This window comes from Streptomyces sp. NBC_01190 (assembly GCF_045039895.1).
GTDB lineage: Bacteria > Actinomycetota > Actinomycetes > Streptomycetales > Streptomycetaceae > Actinacidiphila.
In genome coordinates this window covers 1,042,114-1,065,259 of sequence record NZ_CP108580.1, presented here as the reverse complement: position 1 = coordinate 1,065,259, position 23,146 = coordinate 1,042,114, and the positions used below count along the sequence as shown (strand labels likewise).

General features: G+C 72.1%; 15 protein-coding genes. 9 read left to right on the top strand and 6 right to left on the bottom strand.

Features of this window, described 5'->3' with window-relative positions:
* Positions 1–44: 44 nt before the first annotated feature.
* Both OG519_RS04490 and OG519_RS04485 read right to left on the bottom strand, forming a co-directional pair.
* Positions 45–2,984 carry a discoidin domain-containing protein gene (locus OG519_RS04490; RefSeq protein WP_405578945.1) on the bottom strand — a complete coding sequence of 980 codons (2,940 nt, stop codon included), beginning with the start codon at positions 2,982–2,984 and terminating at the stop codon, positions 45–47.
* Positions 2,985–3,223: 239 nt separating this feature from the next.
* Positions 3,224–3,934 (bottom strand): hypothetical protein, encoded by a 711-nt coding sequence (locus OG519_RS04485; RefSeq protein ID WP_405578942.1) that lies wholly within the window; start codon positions 3,932–3,934, stop codon positions 3,224–3,226.
* A 198-nt stretch (positions 3,935–4,132) separates the two neighbouring features.
* Between OG519_RS04485 and OG519_RS04480 the strand changes: the two genes are divergently transcribed.
* From OG519_RS04480 to OG519_RS04450, 7 genes are all read left to right on the top strand, one after another.
* Complete coding sequence (locus OG519_RS04480) at positions 4,133–4,831, top strand: LAETG motif-containing sortase-dependent surface protein (protein ID WP_405578939.1); 699 nt, start codon at positions 4,133–4,135, stop codon at positions 4,829–4,831.
* Between the two features lie 393 nt (positions 4,832–5,224).
* Positions 5,225–7,948, top strand: a complete 2,724-nt coding sequence (locus tag OG519_RS04475; RefSeq protein ID WP_405578936.1) for an alpha/beta fold hydrolase — start codon at positions 5,225–5,227, stop codon at positions 7,946–7,948.
* Positions 7,945–8,844 carry an ABC transporter permease gene (locus tag OG519_RS04470; protein ID WP_405578934.1) on the top strand — a complete coding sequence of 300 codons (900 nt, stop codon included), beginning with the start codon at positions 7,945–7,947 and terminating at the stop codon, positions 8,842–8,844. Before OG519_RS04475 ends, OG519_RS04470 begins: the two co-directional genes overlap by 4 nt.
* A gap of 254 nt (positions 8,845–9,098) precedes the next feature.
* Positions 9,099–10,499 carry a S8 family serine peptidase gene (locus OG519_RS04465; protein ID WP_405578932.1) on the top strand — a complete coding sequence of 467 codons (1,401 nt, stop codon included), beginning with the start codon at positions 9,099–9,101 and terminating at the stop codon, positions 10,497–10,499.
* A gap of 170 nt (positions 10,500–10,669) precedes the next feature.
* The gene (locus OG519_RS04460; protein WP_405578930.1) at positions 10,670–12,502 is read left to right on the top strand and encodes a carbohydrate binding domain-containing protein; all 1,833 of its coding nucleotides are present in this window, start codon (positions 10,670–10,672) and stop codon (positions 12,500–12,502) included.
* 214 nt (positions 12,503–12,716) lie between these two features.
* On the top strand, positions 12,717–13,553 hold the full coding sequence (locus OG519_RS04455; protein WP_405578927.1) for an undecaprenyl-diphosphate phosphatase: 837 nt from the start codon (positions 12,717–12,719) through the stop codon (positions 13,551–13,553).
* Between the two features lie 119 nt (positions 13,554–13,672).
* Positions 13,673–15,949, top strand: a complete 2,277-nt coding sequence (locus OG519_RS04450) for an RICIN domain-containing protein (RefSeq protein WP_405578926.1) — start codon at positions 13,673–13,675, stop codon at positions 15,947–15,949.
* Positions 15,950–16,093: 144 nt separating this feature from the next.
* On the opposite strand, the gene OG519_RS04445 is transcribed toward OG519_RS04450, so the two are convergent.
* The 4 genes from OG519_RS04445 to OG519_RS04430 all read right to left on the bottom strand — a co-directional run bounded on the left by OG519_RS04445 (position 16,094) and on the right by OG519_RS04430 (position 20,204).
* On the bottom strand, positions 16,094–17,197 hold the full coding sequence (locus OG519_RS04445; protein ID WP_405578924.1) for a Gfo/Idh/MocA family protein: 1,104 nt from the start codon (positions 17,195–17,197) through the stop codon (positions 16,094–16,096).
* The gene (locus OG519_RS04440) at positions 17,194–17,940 is read right to left on the bottom strand and encodes a sugar phosphate isomerase/epimerase family protein (RefSeq protein WP_405578922.1); all 747 of its coding nucleotides are present in this window, start codon (positions 17,938–17,940) and stop codon (positions 17,194–17,196) included. The genes OG519_RS04445 and OG519_RS04440 overlap by 4 nt, the downstream gene beginning before the upstream one ends.
* 154 nt (positions 17,941–18,094) lie before the next feature.
* The gene (locus tag OG519_RS04435) at positions 18,095–19,015 is read right to left on the bottom strand and encodes a sugar phosphate isomerase/epimerase family protein (RefSeq protein WP_405578920.1); all 921 of its coding nucleotides are present in this window, start codon (positions 19,013–19,015) and stop codon (positions 18,095–18,097) included.
* A gap of 1 nt (position 19,016) precedes the next feature.
* Positions 19,017–20,204, bottom strand: a complete 1,188-nt coding sequence (locus tag OG519_RS04430) for a Gfo/Idh/MocA family protein (RefSeq protein WP_405578918.1) — start codon at positions 20,202–20,204, stop codon at positions 19,017–19,019.
* 140 nt (positions 20,205–20,344) lie between these two features.
* Here OG519_RS04430 and OG519_RS04425 point away from each other — a divergent pair, with 140 nt between their 5' ends.
* Together OG519_RS04425 and OG519_RS04420 are read left to right on the top strand one after the other, a co-directional pair.
* Positions 20,345–21,592, top strand: a complete 1,248-nt coding sequence (locus OG519_RS04425) for an ROK family protein (protein WP_405578916.1) — start codon at positions 20,345–20,347, stop codon at positions 21,590–21,592.
* Positions 21,593–22,020: 428 nt separating this feature from the next.
* Positions 22,021–23,145, top strand: a complete 1,125-nt coding sequence (locus tag OG519_RS04420; protein WP_405578913.1) for a DUF5954 family protein — start codon at positions 22,021–22,023, stop codon at positions 23,143–23,145.
* Position 23,146: the final 1 nt, after the last annotated feature.

Below are 23,146 nucleotides of genomic sequence, written 5' to 3'. Positions count from 1 at the left end.
AAAAGCGACCCTAGGTCGTCGCCCCGGCCCGCGGCGAGGGGTAATCAGCTTGCGTACGCCTCCAGTTCGGAGAGCTGGCCGGCCGGCCAGCCGGTGTTGCCGGTGATGGTGAGCCGGAGGTAGCGGGTAGCGGCCGGGGTGAGCGTGATGGTCACGCTGTCACCGCTGTTGGGGTCGAAGGTGTAGCCGGCCGAGCCCTTCAGCGTGGTGTAGCCGCTGTTGTCGGTTGAGCCGAGCACGCTGAGGGTCTCGGTCCGGCTGCCCCAGCCCGCCGGGAGCTTCAGCACCAGGCGGCCGACGGTCTTGGTGGCGCCGAGGTCGACGGTGAGGGACTGGGGGAAGGCGTTGTTGGTGGATTCCCAGTAGGTGGCGGGGTTGCCGTCGACCGCGTTGGATGCGGTGTAGACGTCGGAGTGGCCGGTGTCGGTGGCGGTGTGGCCCTGGGCGAGGTTGGGGTTGCCGGCCGGCGTGGTGGGCGGGGTGGTGGGCGGGGTGGTGGTGGTCGGGGGCGTGGTGGAGCCGTCGGCGGCGTAGACCTCGAACTCGGCGAGCTGGGCGGCGGTCCAGCCGGTGTTGGCGGTGACGTTCAGCCGGACGTAGCGGGCGCTGGCGGCGGTGAAGGTCAGGGTCGCGGTGTTGCCGGAGGCGGGGTTGAGGGTGACGCCGCCGGAACTCCTCAGCGTGGTCCAGGTGTTGTTGTCGGTGGAGCCGAGCACGGAGAGGGTCTCGGTGCGGGTGGCCCAGTCGCTGGACGGCGGGAGCTTGAGGGTGACCTTGCCGATGGACTTGGTGGCGCCGAGGTCGACGGTCAGGGTCTGCGGGAAGGCGTTGCTGGCGGACTCCCAGTACGTAGCCGCGTTGCCGTCGACCGCGTTGCCCGCGGTGTACGTCTGCACCGTGGAGGACGCGGTGGCCGAACGGCCTTGCGCCAGGTTGCCGTTCGCGGGAGTGGTGGGCGGGGTGGTCGTCGGGGTGGTGGGAGGTGTCGTGGGCGGGGTGGTCGGCGGCGTGGTGGTGCCGCCGGTCGTACCGCCGCTGCCGCCGGTGGGCACACCGCCGTTGGTCCAGATCGGGGTGGGCCAGGTGCCGGTGCAGGTCTGGCCGGTGTTCCAGCCGGAGTTGCCGCCGCCGTCGGTGATCTGGAGGCTGGAGCCGACACAGTTGTGGATCGGGGTGGCCGCCTGACCGATGTTCTTGGCCTTGACGTTGATGAAGGTCATGTTCGCCGCGGCCTGCGCCTGGATGGCGTAGGTGCCCGCGCCGTCGATGTTGACGTTCTTCATGGTGACGCCGGTGACACCGGTCTCGATCGACTGGATCGCCTCGTAGGAGCTGTCCAGGATGTCCGTGTCGCTGATCTGGATATTGGCGTTCACGAGCCCCTGGAGGCCGTCGAACCAGATCGCGCCGACGCCGAACTGCCAGTTGTAGTCGCTGTTGCCGGTTCTGATCAGGGTGTTGCGGGCCGCGGTGATGGTGCCGGAGACCCCGTTGGGACCACCGCCGTTGACGCCCGGGTAGCGGTTGGCGATGTGCAGTCCGCCGCCGTTGGTGATGGTGTCCGCCATCACGTTGTCGGACAGATTGAAGTCCTTGCCGCCGTACGTGACGATGTTGTTGGCCAGGATCGGCAGCACGACCGTGTCGTGGTCGAAGCTGTCACCGGTGTTCGGGCCCTTCTCCGGCCACGAGGCGAGGCCGTCGTCGCCGACGTTGCGGACGAAGGTGTTGGTGACCGCCGAGTTGGTCACGCCGGAGTGGAAGTTGACGCCGTCGGCGGTGGTGTCGAGGATGCGGCTGTTCTTGATGGTGAAGTGGTCCATCGGACCGTCCATCCAGGCGCCGACCTTGACGTGCTGGATCCACAGGTCGTCGATGGTCGAGTTGGACATGGCGCCGCCGAGGCCGTTGACCTGGTCGTCGTCCACCCGCTCGGCGATGTCGCCGATGATCGCGAAGTCCTTGAGCTGGACGTTCTGGCTCGGACCGCCGGCCTCCTGCGAGCGGATCGCGCCGCCGTAGCCGCCACCGGCGACGTACTTGCCGTAGAAGCCCGCCGCGCGGTTGCGGTTGACCGGGTCACGGCCGCCGAAGACGGTGTACCAGGGGCCCGCGCCCTGCACGGTGACACCGTCCACGATCACGTGGTCGTAGAGGGTGTAGGTGCCCTGGGGGACGTAGACGACCTTGCCCTGTGCCTGGCCGGCGTTGACGGCCGCCTGCATCTCGGCGGTGGAGTCGGTGGCGCCGGTGGGGTCGACGCCGTAGTCGGTGACGGCGTTGATGGAGCCGGAGGGCTGCGCGATCGGGGCCGCGACCTGCTCGAAGTCGGCGAGGTCGATGGTGAAGGTGGGTGACTGGGCGGTCGAGGTCACCTGCACGCGGATCTTGGTGCCCGCCGGGTAGGTGGTCCCGAACATCGTCCGGGCCTCGTCGTAGAAGTGGTGCGGATTGCTGTCGCCCGGGTTGTTGTTGAACGGGTAGCCGCCGTAGTACCAGCTGTACCGCGAGGTGACCGGCAGCGTCTTCACCGCGGCGCCGTTGGCCTGGACGCTCAGGGTCGCGTCGCGGCCCTTGCCGTCCGAGGTGTCCGGCAGGCTGTAGCGCAGCGACATCGCGTTGGCCGGCTTGGTGAGGGTGAACTCGACGTACTGGCCGACCGCGTTGAGGGTGACGGCCTGCCGGCCGGACGCCTCCGAGGGCAGGTGGCCGTAGAGCCGGTCCGGGCCGATCAGCGTGCCGTTGGTGGCGGCGTACTCCGCCTCCAGCTCGGTGAACGGCACCGCGGCACCGCGGCCGGAGATACCGACCGGCGAGGGCGCGGGCACACCCGCGGCACTCGCGGTGGGCGCGCCCGCCAGCGTCACAGCGGTCAGCGCCGCCGCTGCGGCGACGGCGAACGACAGGATGGCGGCGAACCCGCGTCGTCGGCTTCGGCGATGGAGGTGGGGACTTCTGTCATCACTGCGAGATGGGTGCGGCACAGTCGCGTCCTTGCGAGTCGTGGGGGAGGAGCCGAACGGTCGAGCACCCGGCCGGGCGTGGAGAGACTACGAGCGCCATCGCAGTAAGTCCATGAGTCTGCGCAAAACAACGATGATTCTTCGCAATATCCACGACACCTGACCGTCATAGTCGCTCTTGAAACCAGAGATTCCACGACACAGGTGCATGGAGCGGGAGTTGCGGCAGCGTCGGCCGAGGCCGGTCGGCGGGCGCGGCGTCAGCGGCTGGGGGAGGCCACCAGGAAAGGACGGCCGTCGCGGGTGCGGTGCTCGGTGCACTGCCAGCCGCGGGCACCGAGCAGAAGAGCACATCTGGCCAGCGCGGCGGCTGCGGATTCGGCTGCCGACCACTCGATCTCGGCCATGCCGCGCTCCGCGGCGGGGGTCACCCGATAGCCGGCCGAACCGGGCCCGGCCGGCGGGCAGCCCGCCGCCTCCAGTGCCAACGACACGGCGTGCACGGGGCGTTCACGCTCCCAGGGGGCGGGGGAACCGGTCGCGCCGTCGAGCAGCACCGCCCGGATCCGCACCAGCCCCTCCCAGGCCGCGGCGACCTCGGCGGCCCGCCGGGCACCGCCGCCGGCGGCCGGGGCCGCACCGGTGCCGTCACGCGCGGTGAATCCTCCGGCCGGCGGCGCGGTGCTCGGCGTATCGATGCTCGGCGCCTCGCTGTTCGGTGCGTGGCGGTTCGGCGCGCCGGTACCCGTGAGGTCGGAGCGCGGCTTCTCGGCCGCCGCCAACTCGGCCCGCATCCGCAGCCCTTCGGCCGTCAGGTAGTAAGAAGCATGGTGACCGCCCCGCCCGTGCGGCACGGCGAGTCCCGCCGCGGCCAGGCCCTGGCACACCGCCGCGGACGCCGACAGCCGACCGGTGGCCGGCTCGGAGCCGGCCACCGCCCTCCGCTGAGCTGCCGAAAGCGCCTTGGCCACAGCGCCGAGCCTACTGCCGGCCGCTGACAGCGGGCCGGCCGGCCATGATCCGGAATACCCGGGAAAAACTACGGGGTCCGTACATCATTGACCCCGCGGACGGCTTGTTCTGATCAAGGTGTACGGTCCCGGTCTCGCGCATATTGAGGCGGACGGGGGACCTCTACCGGAGAAGTCCCGGAAGCAGCAGGAGGATTCATGAGAAAAATCAGAATGACGCCCGAGAACCGAAGAAGATCGGCTGTCGTCGCCGCCACCGGAATGGCGGCCCTGCTGGGCGCCGGTGTTTTCGCCGTCCCCGCCGCCGCCCACACCGGAACCTGGTCGGTCAGCTGCGACTCGGTGACGGTGCACCTGACGGCGTACAACAAGCGTGCCACCAACTCCGTGACGCTGTCGGTCGAGGGCGGGGGCGTGCTCGCGAAGGAGGACTCCTTCGGCGCCGGTTACGACTTCTCCAGCCCGCTGCCACCGCACGACGCGGCGATCACGCTGCACCTTGTGGTGACGGCCGGAGACAGCGCGAAGTACAACATCGACCAGGAGAAGACGGCGGCACCCTGCGAGGGTCAGACCACCGCCCCGCCGCCGCCCACCACCACGCCGGCCCCGCCGCCTACCACCACGCCGGCCCCGCCGGCCACCACCACGCCGGCCACCACTCCGCCCACTACGGCGCCCCCCGCACCTCCCACCACCGCCCCGGCCACCCCGACCGCGTCCACCAACGCACCCGTCGTGGCCGGATCCGCCTCCGCGTCGGCCGCCGGCGGTCTGGCCGAAACCGGTAGCTCCAACGCCACCCCGGTGATCGCCGGCATAGCCGCGGCCGCGGTCGTCGTCGGCGGCGGGGCGCTGGTCCTCTCCCGCAGGCGCCGCAGCTCCTCGCACCGCTGAGCAGCCGCCGGTATCCGCCCCGGTCGAAGGGCCCGTACGAAAAGTCGTACGGGCCCTTCGTACGTGCCACCACCATGACTTCACCGGCCGTCCCGGGCGATTTCACCGCGGAAATGCACCGGCGCCCGTCCGGCGCCCATCTGTCGATCAACCCGGCGATCTTCCGGCCGCCCGCAAACGGTCTGCGAACCCCTGCCGCCCGCTCACCGTTATCCGGTCAACCGCCGTTGTAATTTCCCCTGTTGGCAGCGGCAACGGCTCCCCGGCCGCGAGTTCCGGCGCATGTCCGGCCCGGATATTCCGACCCTCCCGTGACCCCTACCCCGCCTGTGAGAATCCGGGGAAACCCCGCCACTGCCGGAGGAACACCGGTCGCGCGCCTAGGATCGGGGGATGGATCTTCGATGGCCGCGGCGCAGGCGGTGGTTGGCCGCAGCGGGGGCGCTCGCCCTGTTGGTGGCGGGCTCGGTCGCGGTCGGCGGGGCCGGGGCGGCCGATGGATCGGGGGTGCACCGCACCGACGCCATGCTGAGCGGCGCCGGCGGCGTGCCGCTCGACACCTCCTACTTCACCGCCGGCGGCGCGGGACGCCGCCCGGCCGTCCTGCTCGGCCATGGCTTCGGCGGCAGCAAGGACGACGTCCGCGGCCAGGCCGAGGACCTCGCCCGCCACGGCTACGCGGTCCTCACCTGGTCGGCCCGCGGCTTCGGCCGCTCCGGCGGCCGGATCGGGCTCAACGCCCCCGGCGGCGAGGTCGCCGACGTCAGCAAGCTGATCGACTGGCTCGCCACCCGCCCCGAGGTGCGCCTCGACGCGCCCGGCGACCCGCGGGTCGGGATCTCCGGCGTCTCCTACGGTGGCGCCATCTCCCTGCTGGCGGCCGGTTACGACCACCGGGTGGACGCCATCGCGCCCCGCGAGACGTACTGGAACCTCGCCGACGCGCTCTTCCCGAACGACGTCTACAAGAAGCTGTGGGCCGGCATCTTCTTCTCCAGCGGCGCCGCGCCCCTCGGCGCGCCCGGTAACGGCACAGCCACCCCGACCTCGCCCAGCGCCCGGACCGGTGCCCGCGCCGCGGCGCCGCCCACCGGTGGCGACCCGCTCTGCGGCCGGTTCGAGCCCGACCTGTGCGCGCTATACCAGCGGGTCGCCCAGAGCGGCACACCGGACGCCGCGGCCCGCGCACAGCTCGCCGCGCTCAGCCCCGCCGCGGTCGCCGACCGTGTCAAGGTGCCCGCGCTGATCGTCCAGGGGCAGACCGACTCGCTCTTCACCCTCGACCAGTCCGACGCGATGGCCAAGGCCATCAAGGCCAATGGCGCCCCGGTGGCGGTGGACTGGATCGCCGGCGGCCACGACGGCGGCGACACCGAGGACGGCCGGATCGACCGCCGGGTCACCGCCTGGTTCGACCACTACCTCAAGGGCGACACCGGCGTCTCCACCGGCCCCGCCTTCCGCGTCACCCGCACCGGCGGCCTGAACTCCACCGACGGCACCGTGGTGCTGCGCGGCGCGGCCGGCAGCGCCTACCCCGGTCTTGACGGCGGCGCCACCCGCCGTATCCCGCTGACCGGCGGCGAGCAGCGCGTCGTCAACCCGGCCGGCGGCGACCCGCCGGCCATCTCCGCGGTGCCGGGCGTCGGCGGCCTCAGCGACCTCGCCGGCCTCGGCGCCGGTCTGTCGATGGACTTCCCCGGCCAGTTCGCGTCCTTCGGGTCCGCCCGCCTCACCCATGGCGTCACCCTCACCGGCGCGCCGTCGATCACCGTGAAGGTCACCACCACCGCGCCTGACGCGGTGCTCTTCGCCAAGCTCTACGACGTCGCCCCGAACGGCAAGGAGACGCTGCCGTCCGCGCTCGCCGCCCCCGTCCGGGTGGCCGGCCCGCCACGCGGCAGCACCGTGACGCTGCGACTGCCGGCCGTGGACCACGACTTCGCCGCGGGGCACCGGCTCCGGGTCGTGCTGTCCACCACCGATCTCGGCTACGCCTCCCCGGCCGCGCCCGCCGTCCTCACCATCGCGCCGGCCGGCGCCGGCCTGACGCTGCCCACCGACACCGGACTGCGCGCCGCCGGCGCGCCGCTGCCCTGGTGGGTGTGGGCGCTGCCGCCGGCCGCGCTGCTCGTCGCGGCGGCGCTGCTGCTCACCGGCCGCCGCCGCGGCCGGCCCGGGCCGGCGCAACCGGCGCTCGCTTCGGTACCGCTGCGGATCTCCGGACTCAGCAAGCGGTACGCCAAATCCGCCGACCGCTACGCCGTGCGCGAGCTGTCCTTCCAGGTCGAAGCCGGCCAGGTGCTCGGCCTGCTCGGGCCCAACGGCGCGGGCAAGACCACCACGCTGCGGATGCTGATGGGTCTGATCACCCCGGACGAGGGCGAGATCCGGATCTTCGGCGAGGCGGTCCGTCCCGGCGCGCCCGTGCTGTCCCGGGTCGGGGCCTTCGTGGAGGGGGCCGGCTTCCTGCCGCACCTCACCGGCCGGGCCAATCTCGACCTCTACTGGCAGGCCACCGGCCGTCCCGAACAGGACGCGCACCTGGCCGAGGCGCTGGCGATCGCCGGACTCGGCGACGCGCTGGACCGCGCGGTGCGCACCTACTCCCAGGGCATGCGGCAGCGGCTCGCCATCGCCCAGGCGATGCTGGGCCTGCCCGATCTGCTGATCCTCGACGAACCCACCAACGGCCTGGACCCGCCGCAGATCCGCGAGATGCGCGAGGTGCTGATCCGGTACGCCGCGGCCGGCCGTACCGTGATCGTCTCCAGCCATCTGCTGGCCGAGGTCGAACAGAGCTGTACGCATCTGGTGGTGATGGACCGGGGGCGGCTGATCACCTCGGGCCCGGTGGCCGAGATCGTCGGCTCCGCCGACACCGTGCTGGTCGGGGTGGCCGGCGGGGTCTCGCAGCGCGTGGTGGACGCGGTGGCCGCGCTGCCCGGCGTGGCGAACGCGGTCCGTGCGGAGGACGGCCTGCTCGCGGTGCTCGACGGGATGACCGCGCCGCGGCTGGTGGCCGAACTGGTCCGGCTGGAGGTGCCGGTGGACCGGATCGGGCCGCACCGCCGGCTGGAGGACGCCTTCCTGACCCTGATCGGAGGTTCGGCATGAGCGCGACCGCGCCGGTGCCACCCGTACCCGCCACCGCCGAGCCGCGTACGTCGGCGACCGCGCCCGGCTACCGCCCAGGACGTACGCTGCGGCTGCGGGTGGAGGCCCGCCGGCAGGTGCGCAGGCGGCGCACGATCATCGTGGGGGCGCTGCTCACCGCGCTCCCCTTCATCCTGATGGCGGCCTTCGCGATCGGCGGCACCCCGGACGGCGGCGGGCGCAACGGCCCGACACTGATCGATACGGCCACCGCGTCGGGCGCCAACTTCGCCGCGACCTGCCTGTTCGTCTCGGCCGGCTTCGTCCTGGTGGTGCCGGTCGCGCTCTTCTGCGGGGACACGGTGGCCTCGGAGGCCGGCTGGTCCAGCCTGCGCTATCTGCTGGCGGCGCCGGTGCCGCGGGCCCGGCTGCTGGCGGTGAAACTCACCGTGGCGCTCGGCTTCAGCGCGGTCGCCCTCGTGCTGCTGCCCGCGGTCGCGCTGCTGGCCGGCACCGTCGCGTACGGCTGGGGCGACCTGGAACTGCCCACCGGGGGAGCGCTGGGCGCGGGCAGTACGCTGCCCCGGATCGCGGTCGTGGTGGCGTACCTCTTCGTCAGCCAACTGGTCACCGCCGCGCTGGCGTTCTGGCTCTCCACCGTCACCGACGCGCCGCTGGGCGCGGTGGGCGGGGCGGTCGGGCTGACCATCGTGGGCAATGTGCTGGACGCGGTGACCGCGCTCGGCCGGTGGCGGGACATCCTGCCCGCGCACTGGCAGTTCTCCTGGCTCGACGCGGTCCAGCCGTCGATGGAGTGGACCGGCATGATCCAGGGCGCCTCGGTGTCCGTCTCCTACGCACTGGTGCTGACCGCGCTGGCGTTCCGCGGCTTCCGCACCAAGGACATCGTCTCGTAGCCCCCTGACGGGATGTCCGTCCCGCCGTCCGGCCCGTCGTCCGCCCCGTCAGCTCCGCCGTCCGGCCGTGGGGTGCGGGCCGGCCGGATGGTCATGCGAACGGCCAGGAAAGGGCAAAGGATCCGCCGATCGGGTAAAGCACGCCTCAGCAAACGTCGTACTCCCTTGTCCCGGGCACCATCTATCGATGTGATCGGTCAGCCGCTCCGTGCGGTCGTCCACCGCACGAGGAGAGCTCCATACAAGGAGAGTCCATGCGCACACCTCGTCCGCGGCCGCGCGCCGTGGTCGCCGCGGCAGGGGCCACCGCCCTGACCGCCGCCGCCCTGACCGCCGCCGCCCTGATCGCCGCCCCCGTCACCGGAGCGGTCGCCGCGGCACCGGCGGCACCCGCGGGACCGGTGGTCAAGCCGGTGCCGGCCGTCTCCGGACACCGCCTGATCCACGGCGCCGACCGCCCGCTGAGCAGCGCGCAGTGCCAGACCACCTGGGGCATCAACTGCTACACGCCCCTCCAGTACCGGCAGGCGTACGACCTGAAGCCGCTCTACCAGGCGGGCGTCACCGGCAAGGGCCGCACGATCGTGATCGTGGACTCCTTCGGCTCGCCGACGATCCAGCACGACCTGGACGTCTACAGCAAGCAGTTCGGTCTCGCCAGCACCCATGTGGACGTGGTGAAGTGGGGCGAAGTACCGCCCTTCGACCCGACCGACCCGGACCACACCGGCTGGGCCGGCGAGAGCACACTCGACGTGGAGATGGCCCACGCGGTGGCGCCGGACGCGCATCTCGTGCTGGTGGAGACCGGTGTCGCCGAGACCGAGGGCGTCACCGGGCTGCCGGAGATGATGGACGCCGAGAAGTACCTGATCGACCACGGCGTGGGCGATGTGATCACGCAGAGCTTCGGCGCCACCGAGAACACCTTCCCCGGCTTCGGCAGCGGCGACTTCGCCAGTATCCAGAAGCTGCGCTACGCCTTCCAGGACGCTCAGCGCCGCGGTGTCACGGTGCTGGCCTCCTCCGGTGACGGCGGGGCGACCGACGCGATGGAGGACGGCGCCACCGACTACCCCTACCCGGTGAACTCCTGGCCGTCGGCCGATCCGCTGGTCACCTCGATCGGCGGTACGCAGCTCCATCTGACCGACGCGGGCGACCGCACCGCGCCGGACAGCGTCTACAACGACTACGGGGCCGGCGGTGGCGGCCAGTCCCACGTCTTCCCCCGGCCCGCCTACCAGAACGGGGTGAAGAACGTCGTCGGAGACCGGCGCGGCACCCCGGACATCTCGATGACCGCGGCGGTCGACGGCGGCGCCTGGGTGTATTCGAGCTACGACCCGACCGCGGTCGGCTGGGACGTCTACGGCGGCACCAGCGAGGCGAGCCCGCTCTTCGCCGGCGTCGTCGCGCTGGCCGACCAGCTCGCCGGGCACCGGGTGGGTGACATCCACGAGGCGCTGTACGCGCTCGGCCGCGGGGACGGCCGGCTCACCGGGATCGTCGACGTCAAGGACGGGACCGACAACTCCTACGACGGCGTGACGGGCTACAAGGCGGTCAAGGGCTACGACATGGCGACCGGTGTCGGCACCCTGGACGCGGCGCGGTTCGTGCCGGCGCTGGCGGTGGCCTCCCGGCTGTCCTGATCCACCCCGACCGGTCACCGTCGCGTCCTCCCCGGCGCGGCGGTGATCACCGCTGCCGGTGTGCGGCCGAACCCCGTTATCTGTTAGGGCCCTTGACAGTTGGCGGGTCCAGACCACCATATTGGTCCAGACCAAATGTGGTCCCCCCACCGTTGAAGGGAGCGCGGTCCATGACCGGACCCGTTCGCAGACCCGCCTCCACCGCCCCGACGGCCCCGACCGCCCGTACCCGCGGATGGGCGCGTCCCCGCGCCCTGGTCACCGGCCTCGTCACCGTCGCCGCCTCGGCCGGCCTCGCGCTGACCGGCGCCGGCGCCGCGCAGGCGGCCACCGCGCTGCCCACCCACGTCGCCGCGCCGTACTTCGAGGCGTACAACGGGGACAGCCTCTCCGGACTCGCCTCCGCGTCGGGCAACAAATACCTGACGATGGCCTTCATCCAGACCCCGTCGGTCGGCTCGTGCACGCCCTACTGGAACGGCGACACCGGTCTGCCGATCAGCCAGGCCAACTTCGGCGCCGACATCGACACCATCCAGGCCGGCGGCGGCGACGTCATCCCCTCCTTCGGCGGTTACGCGGCCGACGACAGCGGCACCGAGATAGCCGACAGCTGCACCACTGTCAGCTCCATCGCCGCCGCCTACGAGAAGGTCATCACCACTTACGACGTCAGCCGGATCGACCTGGACATCGAGGACAACTCGCTGACCAACGCGGCCGGCATCGACCGCCGCAACAAGGCGGTCAAGCAGGTGCAGGACTGGGCGGCGGCGAACGGCCGGCCGCTCCAGTTCTCGTACACCCTGCCGACCACCACGCACGGGCTCGAAGGCGGCGCCGTCGGCTCCGGCAGCGGTCTGGCCGTCATCCAGAACGCGGTCTCCAACGGCGTCAACCTCAATGTCGTCAACATCATGACGTTCGACTACTACGACGGCGCCACCCACAACATGGCCACCGACACCCAGACCGCGGCGCAGGGCCTGCACGACCAGCTCGCCACGCTCTACCCGTCGAAGACCGACGCGCAGCTCTGGAACATGGTCGGCGTCACCGAGATGCCCGGCATCGACGACTTCGGCGCCGCCGAGACCTTCACCACCGCCAACGCCACCACCGTCTACAACTGGGCGGTCGGCAAGGGCATCAACACCCTGTCCTTCTGGGCGCTCCAGCGGGACAACGGCAACTGCAACGGCACCGGCGGGTCCGACTCCTGCTCCGGCACCGCGCAGAGCACCTGGCAGTTCAGCCACACCTTCGAGCCGTTCAGCGGCGGCGGCACCACCACCCCGCCCACCAACGACTTCTCGGTGTCGCTCTCGCCGTCCTCCGGGTCGGTCGCGCCCGGCGGCTCCGCCACCTCCACCGTCCACACCGCCGTCGCCTCCGGCGCCGCCCAGTCGGTCAGCCTCTCGGTGAGCGGCGCCCCGGCCGGTGTCACCGCCTCGGTCAGCCCCGGCTCGGTCACCGCGGGCGGCACCGCCACGCTGTCGGTCGCCACCACCACGGCCGCCGCCCCCGGCACCTACACCCTCACCGTGAACGGCTCGGCCGCCTCCGGCTCCCACGCGGCCGCCTACACGCTGACCGTCACCGGCGGTGGCGGCACCCCGTCCGGCAGCATCGTCAACGGCGGCTTCGAGACCGGCGGCCTCAGCCCCTGGACCTGCCAGTCCGGCGGCGGCGTGGTCAGCACCCCGGTCCACGCCGGGACCCACGCGCTGCACGTCGTGCCGTCCTCGTCGCAGACCGGCGAGTGCGACCAGTCGGTGGCGCTCCAGGCCAACCACGCCTACACCCTCACCGCCTGGGTGCAGGGCCCCTACTCCTACGTCGGGGTCAGCGGCGGCGCCACCGCCAGCAGCTGGACCTCCGGCACCGCCTGGACCAAGCTCACGGTACCCTTCACGACCGGTGCCGGCGGTACCGTGACCGTGTACCTGCACGGCTGGTACGGGCAGAGCGCGGTGTACGGCGACGACTTCTCGATCGCCTGATCCGGCCCGGTCCCGGCCGGCCGCAGGTCGGCCTGCCGACCGGTCGCCCGGCCCCGGCTTAGGGACAGGGCCGCGCATCCTCTAGAGTCGACCCGGGCGTCTACGCGTATGTAGTCGGAGCGGGCCGGGCATGCCACCGGGCATGTCCGGCCCGTCCGGCCCCCACCGCGAGGGCGCGACACACCACCGGAAAGACCAGGGGACGGGACCACCCATGAGTGTCATCGGCGTCGGCCAGGCCGTCATTCTCGGCATAGTGGAAGGAGTGACCGAGTTCCTGCCGGTCTCCTCCACCGGCCACCTCAAGTTGACCGAGGGCCTGATGAACATCCCGGTCGACAACGACGCCGTGGTGGGCTTCACCGCGGTCATCCAGGTGGGCGCGATCGCCGCCGTCTTCGTCTACTTCTTCAAGGACATCACCCGGTTTGTCGGCGCCTGGGTGCGCGGACTGCTGGACAAGAGGGAGCGGGTCAACCACGACTACAAATTCACCTGGTGGGTGATCTACTCCACCATCCCCATCGTGATCGTCGGCCTGGCCGCCAAACCGCTCATCGACGGGCCGCTCGGCTCACTGTGGGTGGTCGCCTTCTCACTCATCGGCGGCAGCGTCGTCATGTGGTGCGCGGAACAGATGGCGCGCTTCAAGCGCGGCGAGGACCAGGTGACCTTCGCCGACGCGATGGTGGTGGGCTGCTCGCAGATCCTCGCCCTGCTCTTCCCCGGCTTCTCCCGCTCCGGCGCCACCATCTCCTCCGCGCTCATCCGCGACCTGGACCGGATGGCCGCCACCCGCCTGTCGTTCTTCCTCGGCCTGCCCGCCCTCACCGGCGCCGGGCTCTACGAGCTGAAGGACGCCACCAGCGGGGGCGTCGGCCTGCCCGCGCTCGCCGTCGGCACCCTGGTCTCCTTCGTGGTCGCCTACGCCTCCATCGCCTGGCTGCTGCGGTTCGTCGCCAAGCACTCCTTCAACTCCTTCGTGATCTACCGGATCGTGATCGGCTTCCTGATCATCGCGCTGCTGGTGACCGACACCGTCAACGCCTGACGGCGCCTGGGCCCTGCATAGTTCACGACTTATTTTTTGATGTGTATTGACTCCTCCGGCGGACGGCGCCTACCGTCCAGACCGCATCGCGACCCCACAACGCGACTCAGGAGCCACGTGTGACCCAGGTATCCGCACCGCCCGGCACGCCCACCCGCCGCCCGCGCCACCGCAGACGCATAGCCGCCATCGTGGCGGCCGTCGCCCTGCCGGTGTCCGTGGGTGTCACGCTCTTCTCGGCCTCGGGCGCCGGCGCCGCGACCATCCCGACCGCCCCGGCCACCATCACCGGCGTCGGCAGCGGGAAGTGCGTGGACGCCCGCGCCGCCACCACGGTCAACGGCACCGCGGTCCAGCAGTACACCTGCAACGGAACCACCGCCCAGTCCTGGCAGTTCACCGCGACCGACAGCGGCTACTACCGGATCGGCGCGGCCGCCGCCCCCGCCCAGGTGCTCGACGTCACCGACGTCTCCACCGCCGACGGCGCGCTCACCCAGCTCTGGCTCTACGGCGGCGGCAGCAACCAGCAGTGGCTGCCGGTCGCCGAGTCCAGCGGCGCCTTCCACTTCGTCAACCGCAACAGCGGCAAGTGCCTCGACGTGCCGTCCGCCTCGACCGCGGACAGCGTCCAGTTGCAGCAGTACGCCTGCAACGGCAGCGCCGCGCAGTCCTTCACGGTCAGCGGCAGCGGCGGCACCACCACACCGCCGACCAGCCCGCCGCCCGGCAACACACCGGACTTCGGCCCCAACGTGACGATCTTCGACCCCTCGATGTCGGCCTCGTCCATCCAGTCGAAGGTCACCTCGGTCTACAACGCCCAGGTCGGCAACGAGTTCGGCACCCAGCGCAACGCGCTGCTGTTCCGGCCGGGCACGTACAACGTCGACATCCCGGTCGGCTACAACACCCAGGTCTCCGGGCTCGGCCTGTCGCCCGACGACGTGTCGATCACCGGTGGCGGGGTGCACGTCGCGGGCCACACCAGTGACGGCAACGCCACCCAGAACTTCTGGCGCGACGTCGAGAACATGTCGGTGACCCCCAGCTCCGGAAGCACCATGTGGGCGGTCTCGCAGGCCGACCCGTTCCGGCGGATGGACGTGCACGGCGGGATGCTGCTGTACGACAACACCCACGGCTCCTCCGGCAACTGGTCCAGCGGCGGCTACATCGGCAACTCCCGGGTCTCCGGGACGATCAGCTCCGGCACCCAGCAGCAGTTCCTCACCAAGAACACCGCGATGAACGGCGGCTGGAGCGGCCAGAACTGGAACATGGTCTTCGTCGGCGACACCAACGCGCCGGCCAACAGCTTCCCCAACCCGCCCTACACCACGGTCGCGCAGAGCCCGGTCTCCAAGGAGAAGCCGTTCATCTACGTCGACTCCGCCGGCAACTGGCAGGTCTTCGTGCCCGCGGTGCGCACCAACGCGCAGGGTCCGGACTGGACCAACGGCACCCCGGCCGGCAGCTCGCTGCCGATCAGCCAGTTCTCCATCGTCAAGCCCGGTGACACCGCCACCACGATCAACGGGGCGCTGGCCGCGGGCAAGAACCTGATCGTCACGCCGGGCGTCTACCACCTGTCGACCGCGCTCAACATCACCCGCCCGGACACGGTGGTCCTCGGCCTCGGCCTGGCCACCCTCGTGCCGGACAACGGCGCCACCGCGATCACCACCGCCGACGTCGACGGGATCGACATCGCCGGGCTGCTGATCAGCGCCAACACCACCAACTCGGCGGTGCTGATGCAGGTCGGCCCGACCGGTTCGACGGCGAGCCACGCCACCGACCCCACGGTCCTCCAGGACGTGTTCTTCCGCGTCGGCGGCGACATCGCCGGCAAGGCGACCCAGACGCTGGTGGTCAACAGCGCCAACGTCATCGGCGACGACCTCTGGCTGTGGCGCGGCGACCACTCCAACGGCGTGGGCTGGAACACCAACCCGGCCGCGCAGGGCCTGATCGTCAACGGCGCCAACGTCACCATGTACGGACTGGCGGTCGAGCACTACGAGAAGTACCAGACCACCTGGAACGGCAACGGCGGCCGCACGTACTTCTACCAGAGCGAGACCCCCTACGACGTGCCGGACCAGGGGAGCTGGACCACCACCGGCGGTGACCTCGGCTACGCGTCCTACAAGGTCGGCAACACGGTCACCACGCACGAGGCCTGGGGTGTCGGGGTCTACGCCTACCTGCGCGACAACCCGTCGCTGGTGCTCGGGCACGCCATCGAGGTACCCACCACGGCGGGGGTGAAGTTCCACAACATGGTCACCACCGTGCTGGGCGGCGCCGGCACGATCAACCACATCATCGACAACTCGGGCGCGCAGGTGACCGCGAGCCACAACGTGGAGAAGTTGGTGAGCTACCCCTAACGGGGTCGGCGCCGCACACCGCACACCTGATACGGAAACCGGCCGGCCGGGGCACGCCCCGGCCGGCCGGTCGCGTTTCCGGCCCGCTTTCCCGCTCGGAGTCCGCCGGCAGCCGGCGAGCCACCGGGTGCCCCGATCCGCGGCCTAGGACAGGGTCGCCGTCTCCGGCGTCCAGTCGGCCGGGAGGAGGGGGATCTGGGGGGCACGGGGTTCGAGGTCCGCGAACGTGTGGTGCTCGGCGCAGTCCGTCACCGTGGACATCAACTCAAGGACATGCTGGGCCAGTTCACCCGACGCCCGGTGCGGGGTGCCGCCGCGGATCGAGCGGGCCATGTCGAGGACGCCGATGCCGCGCCCCGCGGTCGTGCCGGTCACCGGCAGCTCCCGCCACTCCTCCTCGCCGAACGCCCGGATCCGGAGCGGTCCGCCGAAGGTGTTGGGGTCGGGCAGCGACAACGTCCCCTCCGTGCCGGTGATCTCGATCATCCGGCGCGGCACGGAGGAGTCGAAACTGAACGTCGCCGACGCGCTCGGGCCGCTCGCGAAGTCCAGCAACGCGCTGACGTGCGTGGGTACTTCCACCGTGAAAGCGGTGCCCGCCTTGGGCCCGGAACCGATCACCCGCTCGGCCCGCGCCTGCCGGGCCGTCGCCGCCACCCGCGTCACCGGGCCCAACAGCGAGACCAGCGCGGTCAGATAGTAAGGACCGATGTCGAACAGCGGCCCGGCGCCGTACTGATAGAGGAACTCCGGGCTCGGATGCCACCCCTCCGGGCCGGGCCCCTGGGTGACCGCGGTCACGCTCACCGGCTGCCCGATCGCCCCCGCGGCCAGCGCCCGCGCCGCCGACTGGAGCCCCGCGCCCAGGAAGGTGTCCGGCGCGCTGCCGACCCGCAGTCCCCGCGACTGCGCCTCGGCCAGGATCTTCGCCCCGTCCGACGGCGCCAGCGCCAGCGGCTTCTCGCCGTAGACGTGCTTGCCGGCCCGGAGCGCGGCCGTGGCGACCTCGGCGTGCGCCGCCGGTATGGTCAGGTTGACGACGATCTCCACCTCGGGGAGCGCCAGCACCGAGGCCGTATCGCCCGCCACCGGCACCCCGTACTCCCGGGCGGCCGTCCGGGCCCGCTCGATGTCGAGGTCGCCCACCGCCAGCACCCGGACGTCGGGGAAGGTCGAGAGCGCGGTCAGATACTGGGTGCTGATCACCCCGGCGCCGATCAGCGCCACACCGACGGGTCCGCCGGTCACGCCCGTCCCTCCAGCGCGGTCAGGTACGCGTGGCTCTCGGCGACGGCCTCGAAGACGTCGGTGGCGCAACTGTCCAGCTCCACGATCCGCACCGCGTCCGGCGCCGCCGCCAGGATCGACGGCACGTCGATGGCGCCCTTGCCGACCGCCGTGTGCGGCTCGTCCTTCACCCCCGGGCCGTCCTTGACGTGCAGCGCCAGTACGCGATCGCCGAGCGCCCGCAGCAGCTCCGGGACGTCCGCGCCGCCGACCGCGGCCCAGTAGGTGTCGACCTCCAGGAACACCCCGGGCGCCAGGAAGCCGGCCAGTACCTCAAGGGCCGGCCGGCCGTCGAAGCGCGGCTCCAGCTCCCACCAGTGGTTGTGGTAGCCGATCCTGATACCGTGCGGCGCGGCCTTGGCGGCGAAACCGTTGAGCAGGTCAGCGGTCCGCCGCAGCCCGTCGAGGGTGGTGAACTCGTCGTGGTCGATCCCGCCCGGCACGATCGCCAGATCGGTGCCGATCGCGGCCACCGCCTCGAAGACCTCGTCCGCCTCCTTCGTGAACAGCGCGTAGGCGTGCGTGGCGGCGACGCCGATCCCCAACTCGTCCACGGTCTTGCGGAATCCGGCCGGGTCGGCGGTGGGGTCGTACGCCTCGACCGAGCGGTAGCCGATCTCGGCGAGCCGGGCCAGCGAGCCGTCGCGGTCGGCGGCGATCTGGTCCCGGAGGGTGTAGAGCTGAATGCTCAGAGGTGTGGCCATCGAAGCGATGCCTCCTGGAAGTCCTTGACTTACGGCGGTGGTTGTCAGCCGGCGCTGAGTCGGCACGGGGTCGGCACGGGGTCGGCGCTGGGCCGGGGCTGGTCCGGGGCCGGTCGGGGGTGGGCCGGTGGCTTGGTCGGGGGCGGGCCGGGGCTCAGCCCACGATGAGCGGGCGCAGCGTGCGGTGGGCGATCTCAAGACCCTGGGTGACCCGCTCGACGTCGCCGCTCCACACCGGGTCCTCGTGCTCCACGGAGAGCACCCCGGTGAACCCGCCCTCGTAGAGCGTGTCGACGATCCGGCGCCAGTCCACGTCACCGAGACCGGGCACCCGGTAGCGCCACCAGCCGCTGTCCCAGCCGTCCGCGCGCTCCACCGTGCGGCCGAAGAAGCCGAAGCGGTCCCTGGCCCGCGGGTCGAGCTGCGCGTCCTTGGCCTGTGCGTGCGGGATGCGGTCGAGGTACGGCTTGAGGGCCGCCACCGGGTCGATGCCGAGCCACAGCAGGTGGGACGGGTCGTAGTTGAGGTAGAAGCCGAGGTCGAACATCCACTCCCACAGCTCGGGGGAGTAGGCGAGGTTGCCCGGGTAGCCGTCCGGGTGCCATCCCTCCATCACACAGTTCTCGATGATGATCTTCACGCCGTGCTCCCCGGCGTACTCGACCAGCGGGGGCAGCTCACGCGCGGCCAGGGCCAGGTTCTCCTTGACCGACAGCCCGGGGTGCCGCCCGATGAAGGTGCCGACGTAGTCGACACCGAGCAGCTTCGCCGCGTCGACGTTGGCCCGCACATGGGCGGCGATCTCCGACCTGCGGGTCGGGTCGGGGTGCAGGTTGTTCTCGTAGTAGGCGAGCGCCGACAGCGTCAGACCGTACTTCTCGAAGAGGCCGCGCACCTCGTCGGCCCGCCGCTCGGTGAAGTCCAGCACGTCGATATGGCTCGCCTCGAACTCCCGGGAGCCGGTGGACGGCCAGGTGGCCACCTCCAGTGCCTGGTAGTCGTGCCTGGCCGCCCACGCGGCGATCTCGTCCAGCGGGAGCTGCGGAAGGCAGGCGGTGAGAAAGCCCAGCTTCATCTCAGGAGACCTCTTTCCAGGACCGGTCCGCCGCGGAGTCGAGTACGGCCTCGGTGAGGCGCACCATGCGGGCGGCGTCGTCAAAGGTGGCGAACGTCAGAAAGGCGGGTTCGGCGCCGGCCGGGGCGCCGTCGGCGGTGTCCCGCGGGGTGCCGGCCGCCCTGATCGCGGCGTGCACATCGCGGACGAAGGCGGCGAAGCAGTCGAGGTAGCCCATCGGGTGGCCGCCGGGCACGGTCGACAGCCGGGCCGCGGCGGGGGAGAGGGTCGCCGGGTCGCGCAGCACCGCGGCGTTCTCACCCCGGCTGCCGACGAAGAGCGACTCGGGGTTCTCCTGGTCGAAGGCGAGCGCGGTGCGGCTGCCGTCCACCTCGAACCACAGCCGGTTCTTGCGGCCGGGCGAGATCTGGGAGACCGTCACCGCCCCGGTGGCTCCTCGGTCGGTCCGCAGCAGCAGGTGCACCACGTCCTCGGTGCCGGGCCGGCCGCCGGCCCAGTCGCCGTCCCGCGGCACGGTCTGCCGCACCGCCGTCACCTCGGCGATCCGGTGCCCGGTCACCCACTCCACCAGGTCGCACCAGTGCGAGCCGATGTCCGCGAAGGCCCGGGAGGGACCGCCGGCCGCCGCGTCCACCCGCCAGTTGGTGTCGCCGGGCAGCGAGAGCCAGTCCTGGAGGTAGTGGCCGTGCACCAGCCGGATCTCGCCGGCCCGGCCGTCCAGCACCCGGGCCCGCGCCTCGGCGGCCATCGGGTGGTAGCGGTAGACGAAGGGCACCGCGGTCACCCGGCCGGTCTCGGCGGCGAGCGCGGCGAGCGCGTCCGCGGTGGCCGCGCCGGTGGTGAGCGGCTTCTCGCACACCACGTGCTTGCCCGCCCGCAGGGCGAGTTCGGCCAGTTCGGCGTGCGCGTCGTTGGGGGTGCAGATGTGCACCACGTCCACGTCGTCGCTGGTGACGAGCGCCCGCGAGGTGTCGAAGGCCCGGTCCACGCCGAGTTCGGCCGCCGCTTCCCTGGCCCTGGCCGGGGACGAGGCGCTGATGCCGACGACCGGCGCGCCGGAGCGGCGCACGGCGTCGAGGTGGACCCGTCCGATCATGCCCGCGCCGGCGATGGCGGTACGCAGCGGCGTTGGTCGCGCGGGACCAGCGGGTGCTGCGGATGCCGCGGAACCCGTAGTGGTTCGGTCCACGAATGGCCTCCCTTTCGGCTTGTAGAAAACGCTAGCCATCCAGGTTTCGGTTGACAATGGCAATATTTACGCTACCTTCTGTCATAAATAAGGCCTCGGCCAGGGTGGGCGAGGGCGGGCCGACGAGAGGCGGGCACGCGGTGGCGGCACCAGCAGGGGGTGGTCCGGCCGCGGCGCCGGCGGCGGCCTCACCGGTCACCCGACCGGGACTGTCCCTGGGCGAGCGGCAGTTGACCGCGCTCAGCGAACTCGCCGGACTGGTCGCGGGCGGTGTCACCCGGCGCGGCCAGCTCGCCACCGCCACCGGGCTGTCCCGCGCGGCCGTCGCCCAGCGGGTCGATCTGCTGATCGACAGGGGGCTGCTGGTGGAGACCGGCACCGCCGCGACCGAGCGCGGGCGGCCGCCGCTCACCCTGCAACTCGCCTCACACGCCGCTGTGGTGTGCGCCGTGGACCTCGGCGCCACCCACAGCACGGTCGCGGTCGCCGGGCTCGGCGGCGGCGTACTCGCCGAGAACACGCGTGATGTGGACATCGACGACGGCCCGGAAGCCGTACTCACGGGTGTGCACGAGCAGTTGGGCGACCTGCTCGCCGCGGCCGGGCACCCCGCCGAGCACGTACGCGCCATCAGCGTCGGGGTCCCGGGACCGGTCGAGGCGACCACCGGTACGGTCGTCCGCCCCCCGATCATGCGCGGCTGGGACGGCTATCGGGTCCCCGGCTTCTTCGCCGGCCGCTACGACGCGCCCGTCCTCGTCGACAACGACGTCAACATGATGGCGCTGGGCGAGTACGGCCACCGTCCGGCCACCGCGCATCTGCTGTACGTCAAGGTGGGTACCGGAATCGGCTGCGGCATCGTCTCGGGCGGTGTGGTGCACCGTGGCGCCTCCGGCGCGGCGGGCGACATCGGGCACATTCCGGTGCCCGGGCACGACCATGTGCTGTGCCACTGCGGCAACACCGGGTGTGTGGAGGCGGTCGCCTCCGGCGCGGCCGTCGCCGCCACCCTGCGCGAGGCGGGGCTGCCCGCCGAGCACGCGGCCGACGTCGTACGGCTCGTCGCGGCGGGCGATCCGCTGGCCCGCCGTCAGGTGCGGCTGGCCGCCCAGCGGATCGGCGAGGTCCTGGCCTCCCTGGTCAGCTTCTGGAACCCCGACACCATCGTGCTCGGCGGCAGCATCGCGAGCCTTCACGACGATCTCCTCGCCGACATCCGCGCGGCCGTCTACCGCCGCGCCCTGCCGCTGGCCACCCGCACGGTCGCCATCGAAACCACCCTGCTCGGCCGCCGCGCCGGCATCGAGGGCGCCCACCGCCTCGCCGTCCACCACCTCCTCTCCCCCGACGGCATCGCCCACCTCCTCACGCCCCCCGGCCCCTGACCTGGGGCGCGTCGGTTGCGGCTCGTGCTTGGGCGGGGGCCGCACCCGGCCTTCTCCGCGGTTGCCCCGCGTTGCCCGCCGCCCGACGGGCGGTTCGGCCCGCGGGCGCCCCGCGCCGCCCGCCGCGGACCGGGTGGACACCCCTCGCGGGGGAGCGGGAGGGTGCTGGATCGCGCCATTCTGGATTTCGGTGTCGGCGTATATATTTCTGGTTCTGATCGATGCGGCGTGTGCTTTTGTCCGGGTCGGCCGGGCCCTGGGCGGTGCGGGCCGGGCAGGCGGCGGGTGTGGAAAGGCCTCGGGGCGGCCTCCGGAGGGGACCGGGCGGTCTACGGGCCGGTGGACGCGGGTAGCGCCGCGCGATTGTCAAGAGGCCGCCTTTGGCGGAACCCCTCCCCTGGGACCGTTCCCATCGGCATGCTGGAGCCATGAACCCGCACGGCGACGACTCCGCCCACCGGTCCGCGCCGGGCGCCGAGCCGGAATCCCGGGTCGCCGCGCTCGCCGACGTGGAAGAGTGGAAGGCGCGCAAGAGCTACCCCTCCACCCTGCTCGCGGGCGGCCCCGTCTTCGGCGTGGCCCGCCAACTGCCGAGCGGCGGCTGGGAGCTGCAGTCCTACTTCTCCGGACTCGCCCCGCAGGACGCCCGCGACAGCCTGGCCGGCCTGCTGCGCGCGCTCGCCGCGGAGCAGACCACGGACCAGGCGGAGTACCTCGCCGCCGCCGACCGGCTCGACAACGGCGAAGCGGACGAACTCACCGTCCGCGGCGCGCGCTACCGGGTGGTCCGCGCCGAACGCTTCATCCGGATGGGCCCGGACGGCCCCGAGCCGCCGCGCGCCACCGATCCGGACCCGGCCCCCGGGCCCGGCCGGAGCGGCGACCCGGTCGCCGCCACCGACCCCGCCACCGGATGGGTCATCGACCCGGCCCCGCCGGGCAGTTCCGAGGGCATCCGGGACGCCGAACTCCGCACCGCCCTCCGCCGGAGCGAGGCGGTGCCGCCCCAGGTGCGCGAGGACTCCCGCACCGCGGCACGCACCCACCCCGGCACCCTGCTGCTCCCCGCCACCTTCATGACCGCCGAACGCGAAGGCCGCCGCTGGCGCCCGCACTCCACCGGCACCGCCGCCACCCCGCGCGAGGCCCGCGAAAGTCTCGCCGTGCACCTACGGGTCCTGGTGCCCTGGCAGCAGGACCTCACCGCGGCGGAGCACGAGGCGTACAAGCGCGCCGCCGACCGGCTCGACGCCGAGCAGCCCGACGAACTCGACGTCGCCGGACGGCACTTCCGTATCGTGCGGGTCGAACGGCTGGTCCGCACCGGCCCCGAGGGACCCGAGGGTCCGCGCCCCTCGGACCTCGACGCGCTTCCCACCGAGGCGGCCGCCGACCGACGGCTCCCGGAGCAAGGCCGCCCCACCGAGGACGACGGCCCCGCCGAGTCCCCGGGAGCCGCGGAAGCCGACGCCAGCACCCAGCGCTTCATGGACCTCTTCGAGGCCGAGCGCCGCCGCCGCGACTCCCTGCGAGACGGCGTCCAGCGTTCCTAGC

Coding starts and splice junctions, on each gene's coding strand:
- OG519_RS04475 (WP_405578936.1), top strand. CDS start 5,225: ATGGATCTTCGATGGCCGCGGCGCAGGCGGTGGTTGGCCGCAGCGGGG.
- OG519_RS04480 (WP_405578939.1), top strand. CDS start 4,133: ATGAGAAAAATCAGAATGACGCCCGAGAACCGAAGAAGATCGGCTGTC.
- OG519_RS04465 (WP_405578932.1), top strand. CDS start 9,099: ATGCGCACACCTCGTCCGCGGCCGCGCGCCGTGGTCGCCGCGGCAGGG.
- OG519_RS04460 (WP_405578930.1), top strand. CDS start 10,670: ATGACCGGACCCGTTCGCAGACCCGCCTCCACCGCCCCGACGGCCCCG.
- OG519_RS04440 (WP_405578922.1), bottom strand. CDS start 17,940: ATGGCCACACCTCTGAGCATTCAGCTCTACACCCTCCGGGACCAGATC.
- OG519_RS04470 (WP_405578934.1), top strand. CDS start 7,945: ATGAGCGCGACCGCGCCGGTGCCACCCGTACCCGCCACCGCCGAGCCG.
- OG519_RS04455 (WP_405578927.1), top strand. CDS start 12,717: ATGAGTGTCATCGGCGTCGGCCAGGCCGTCATTCTCGGCATAGTGGAA.
- OG519_RS04435 (WP_405578920.1), bottom strand. CDS start 19,015: ATGAAGCTGGGCTTTCTCACCGCCTGCCTTCCGCAGCTCCCGCTGGAC.
- OG519_RS04420 (WP_405578913.1), top strand. CDS start 22,021: ATGAACCCGCACGGCGACGACTCCGCCCACCGGTCCGCGCCGGGCGCC.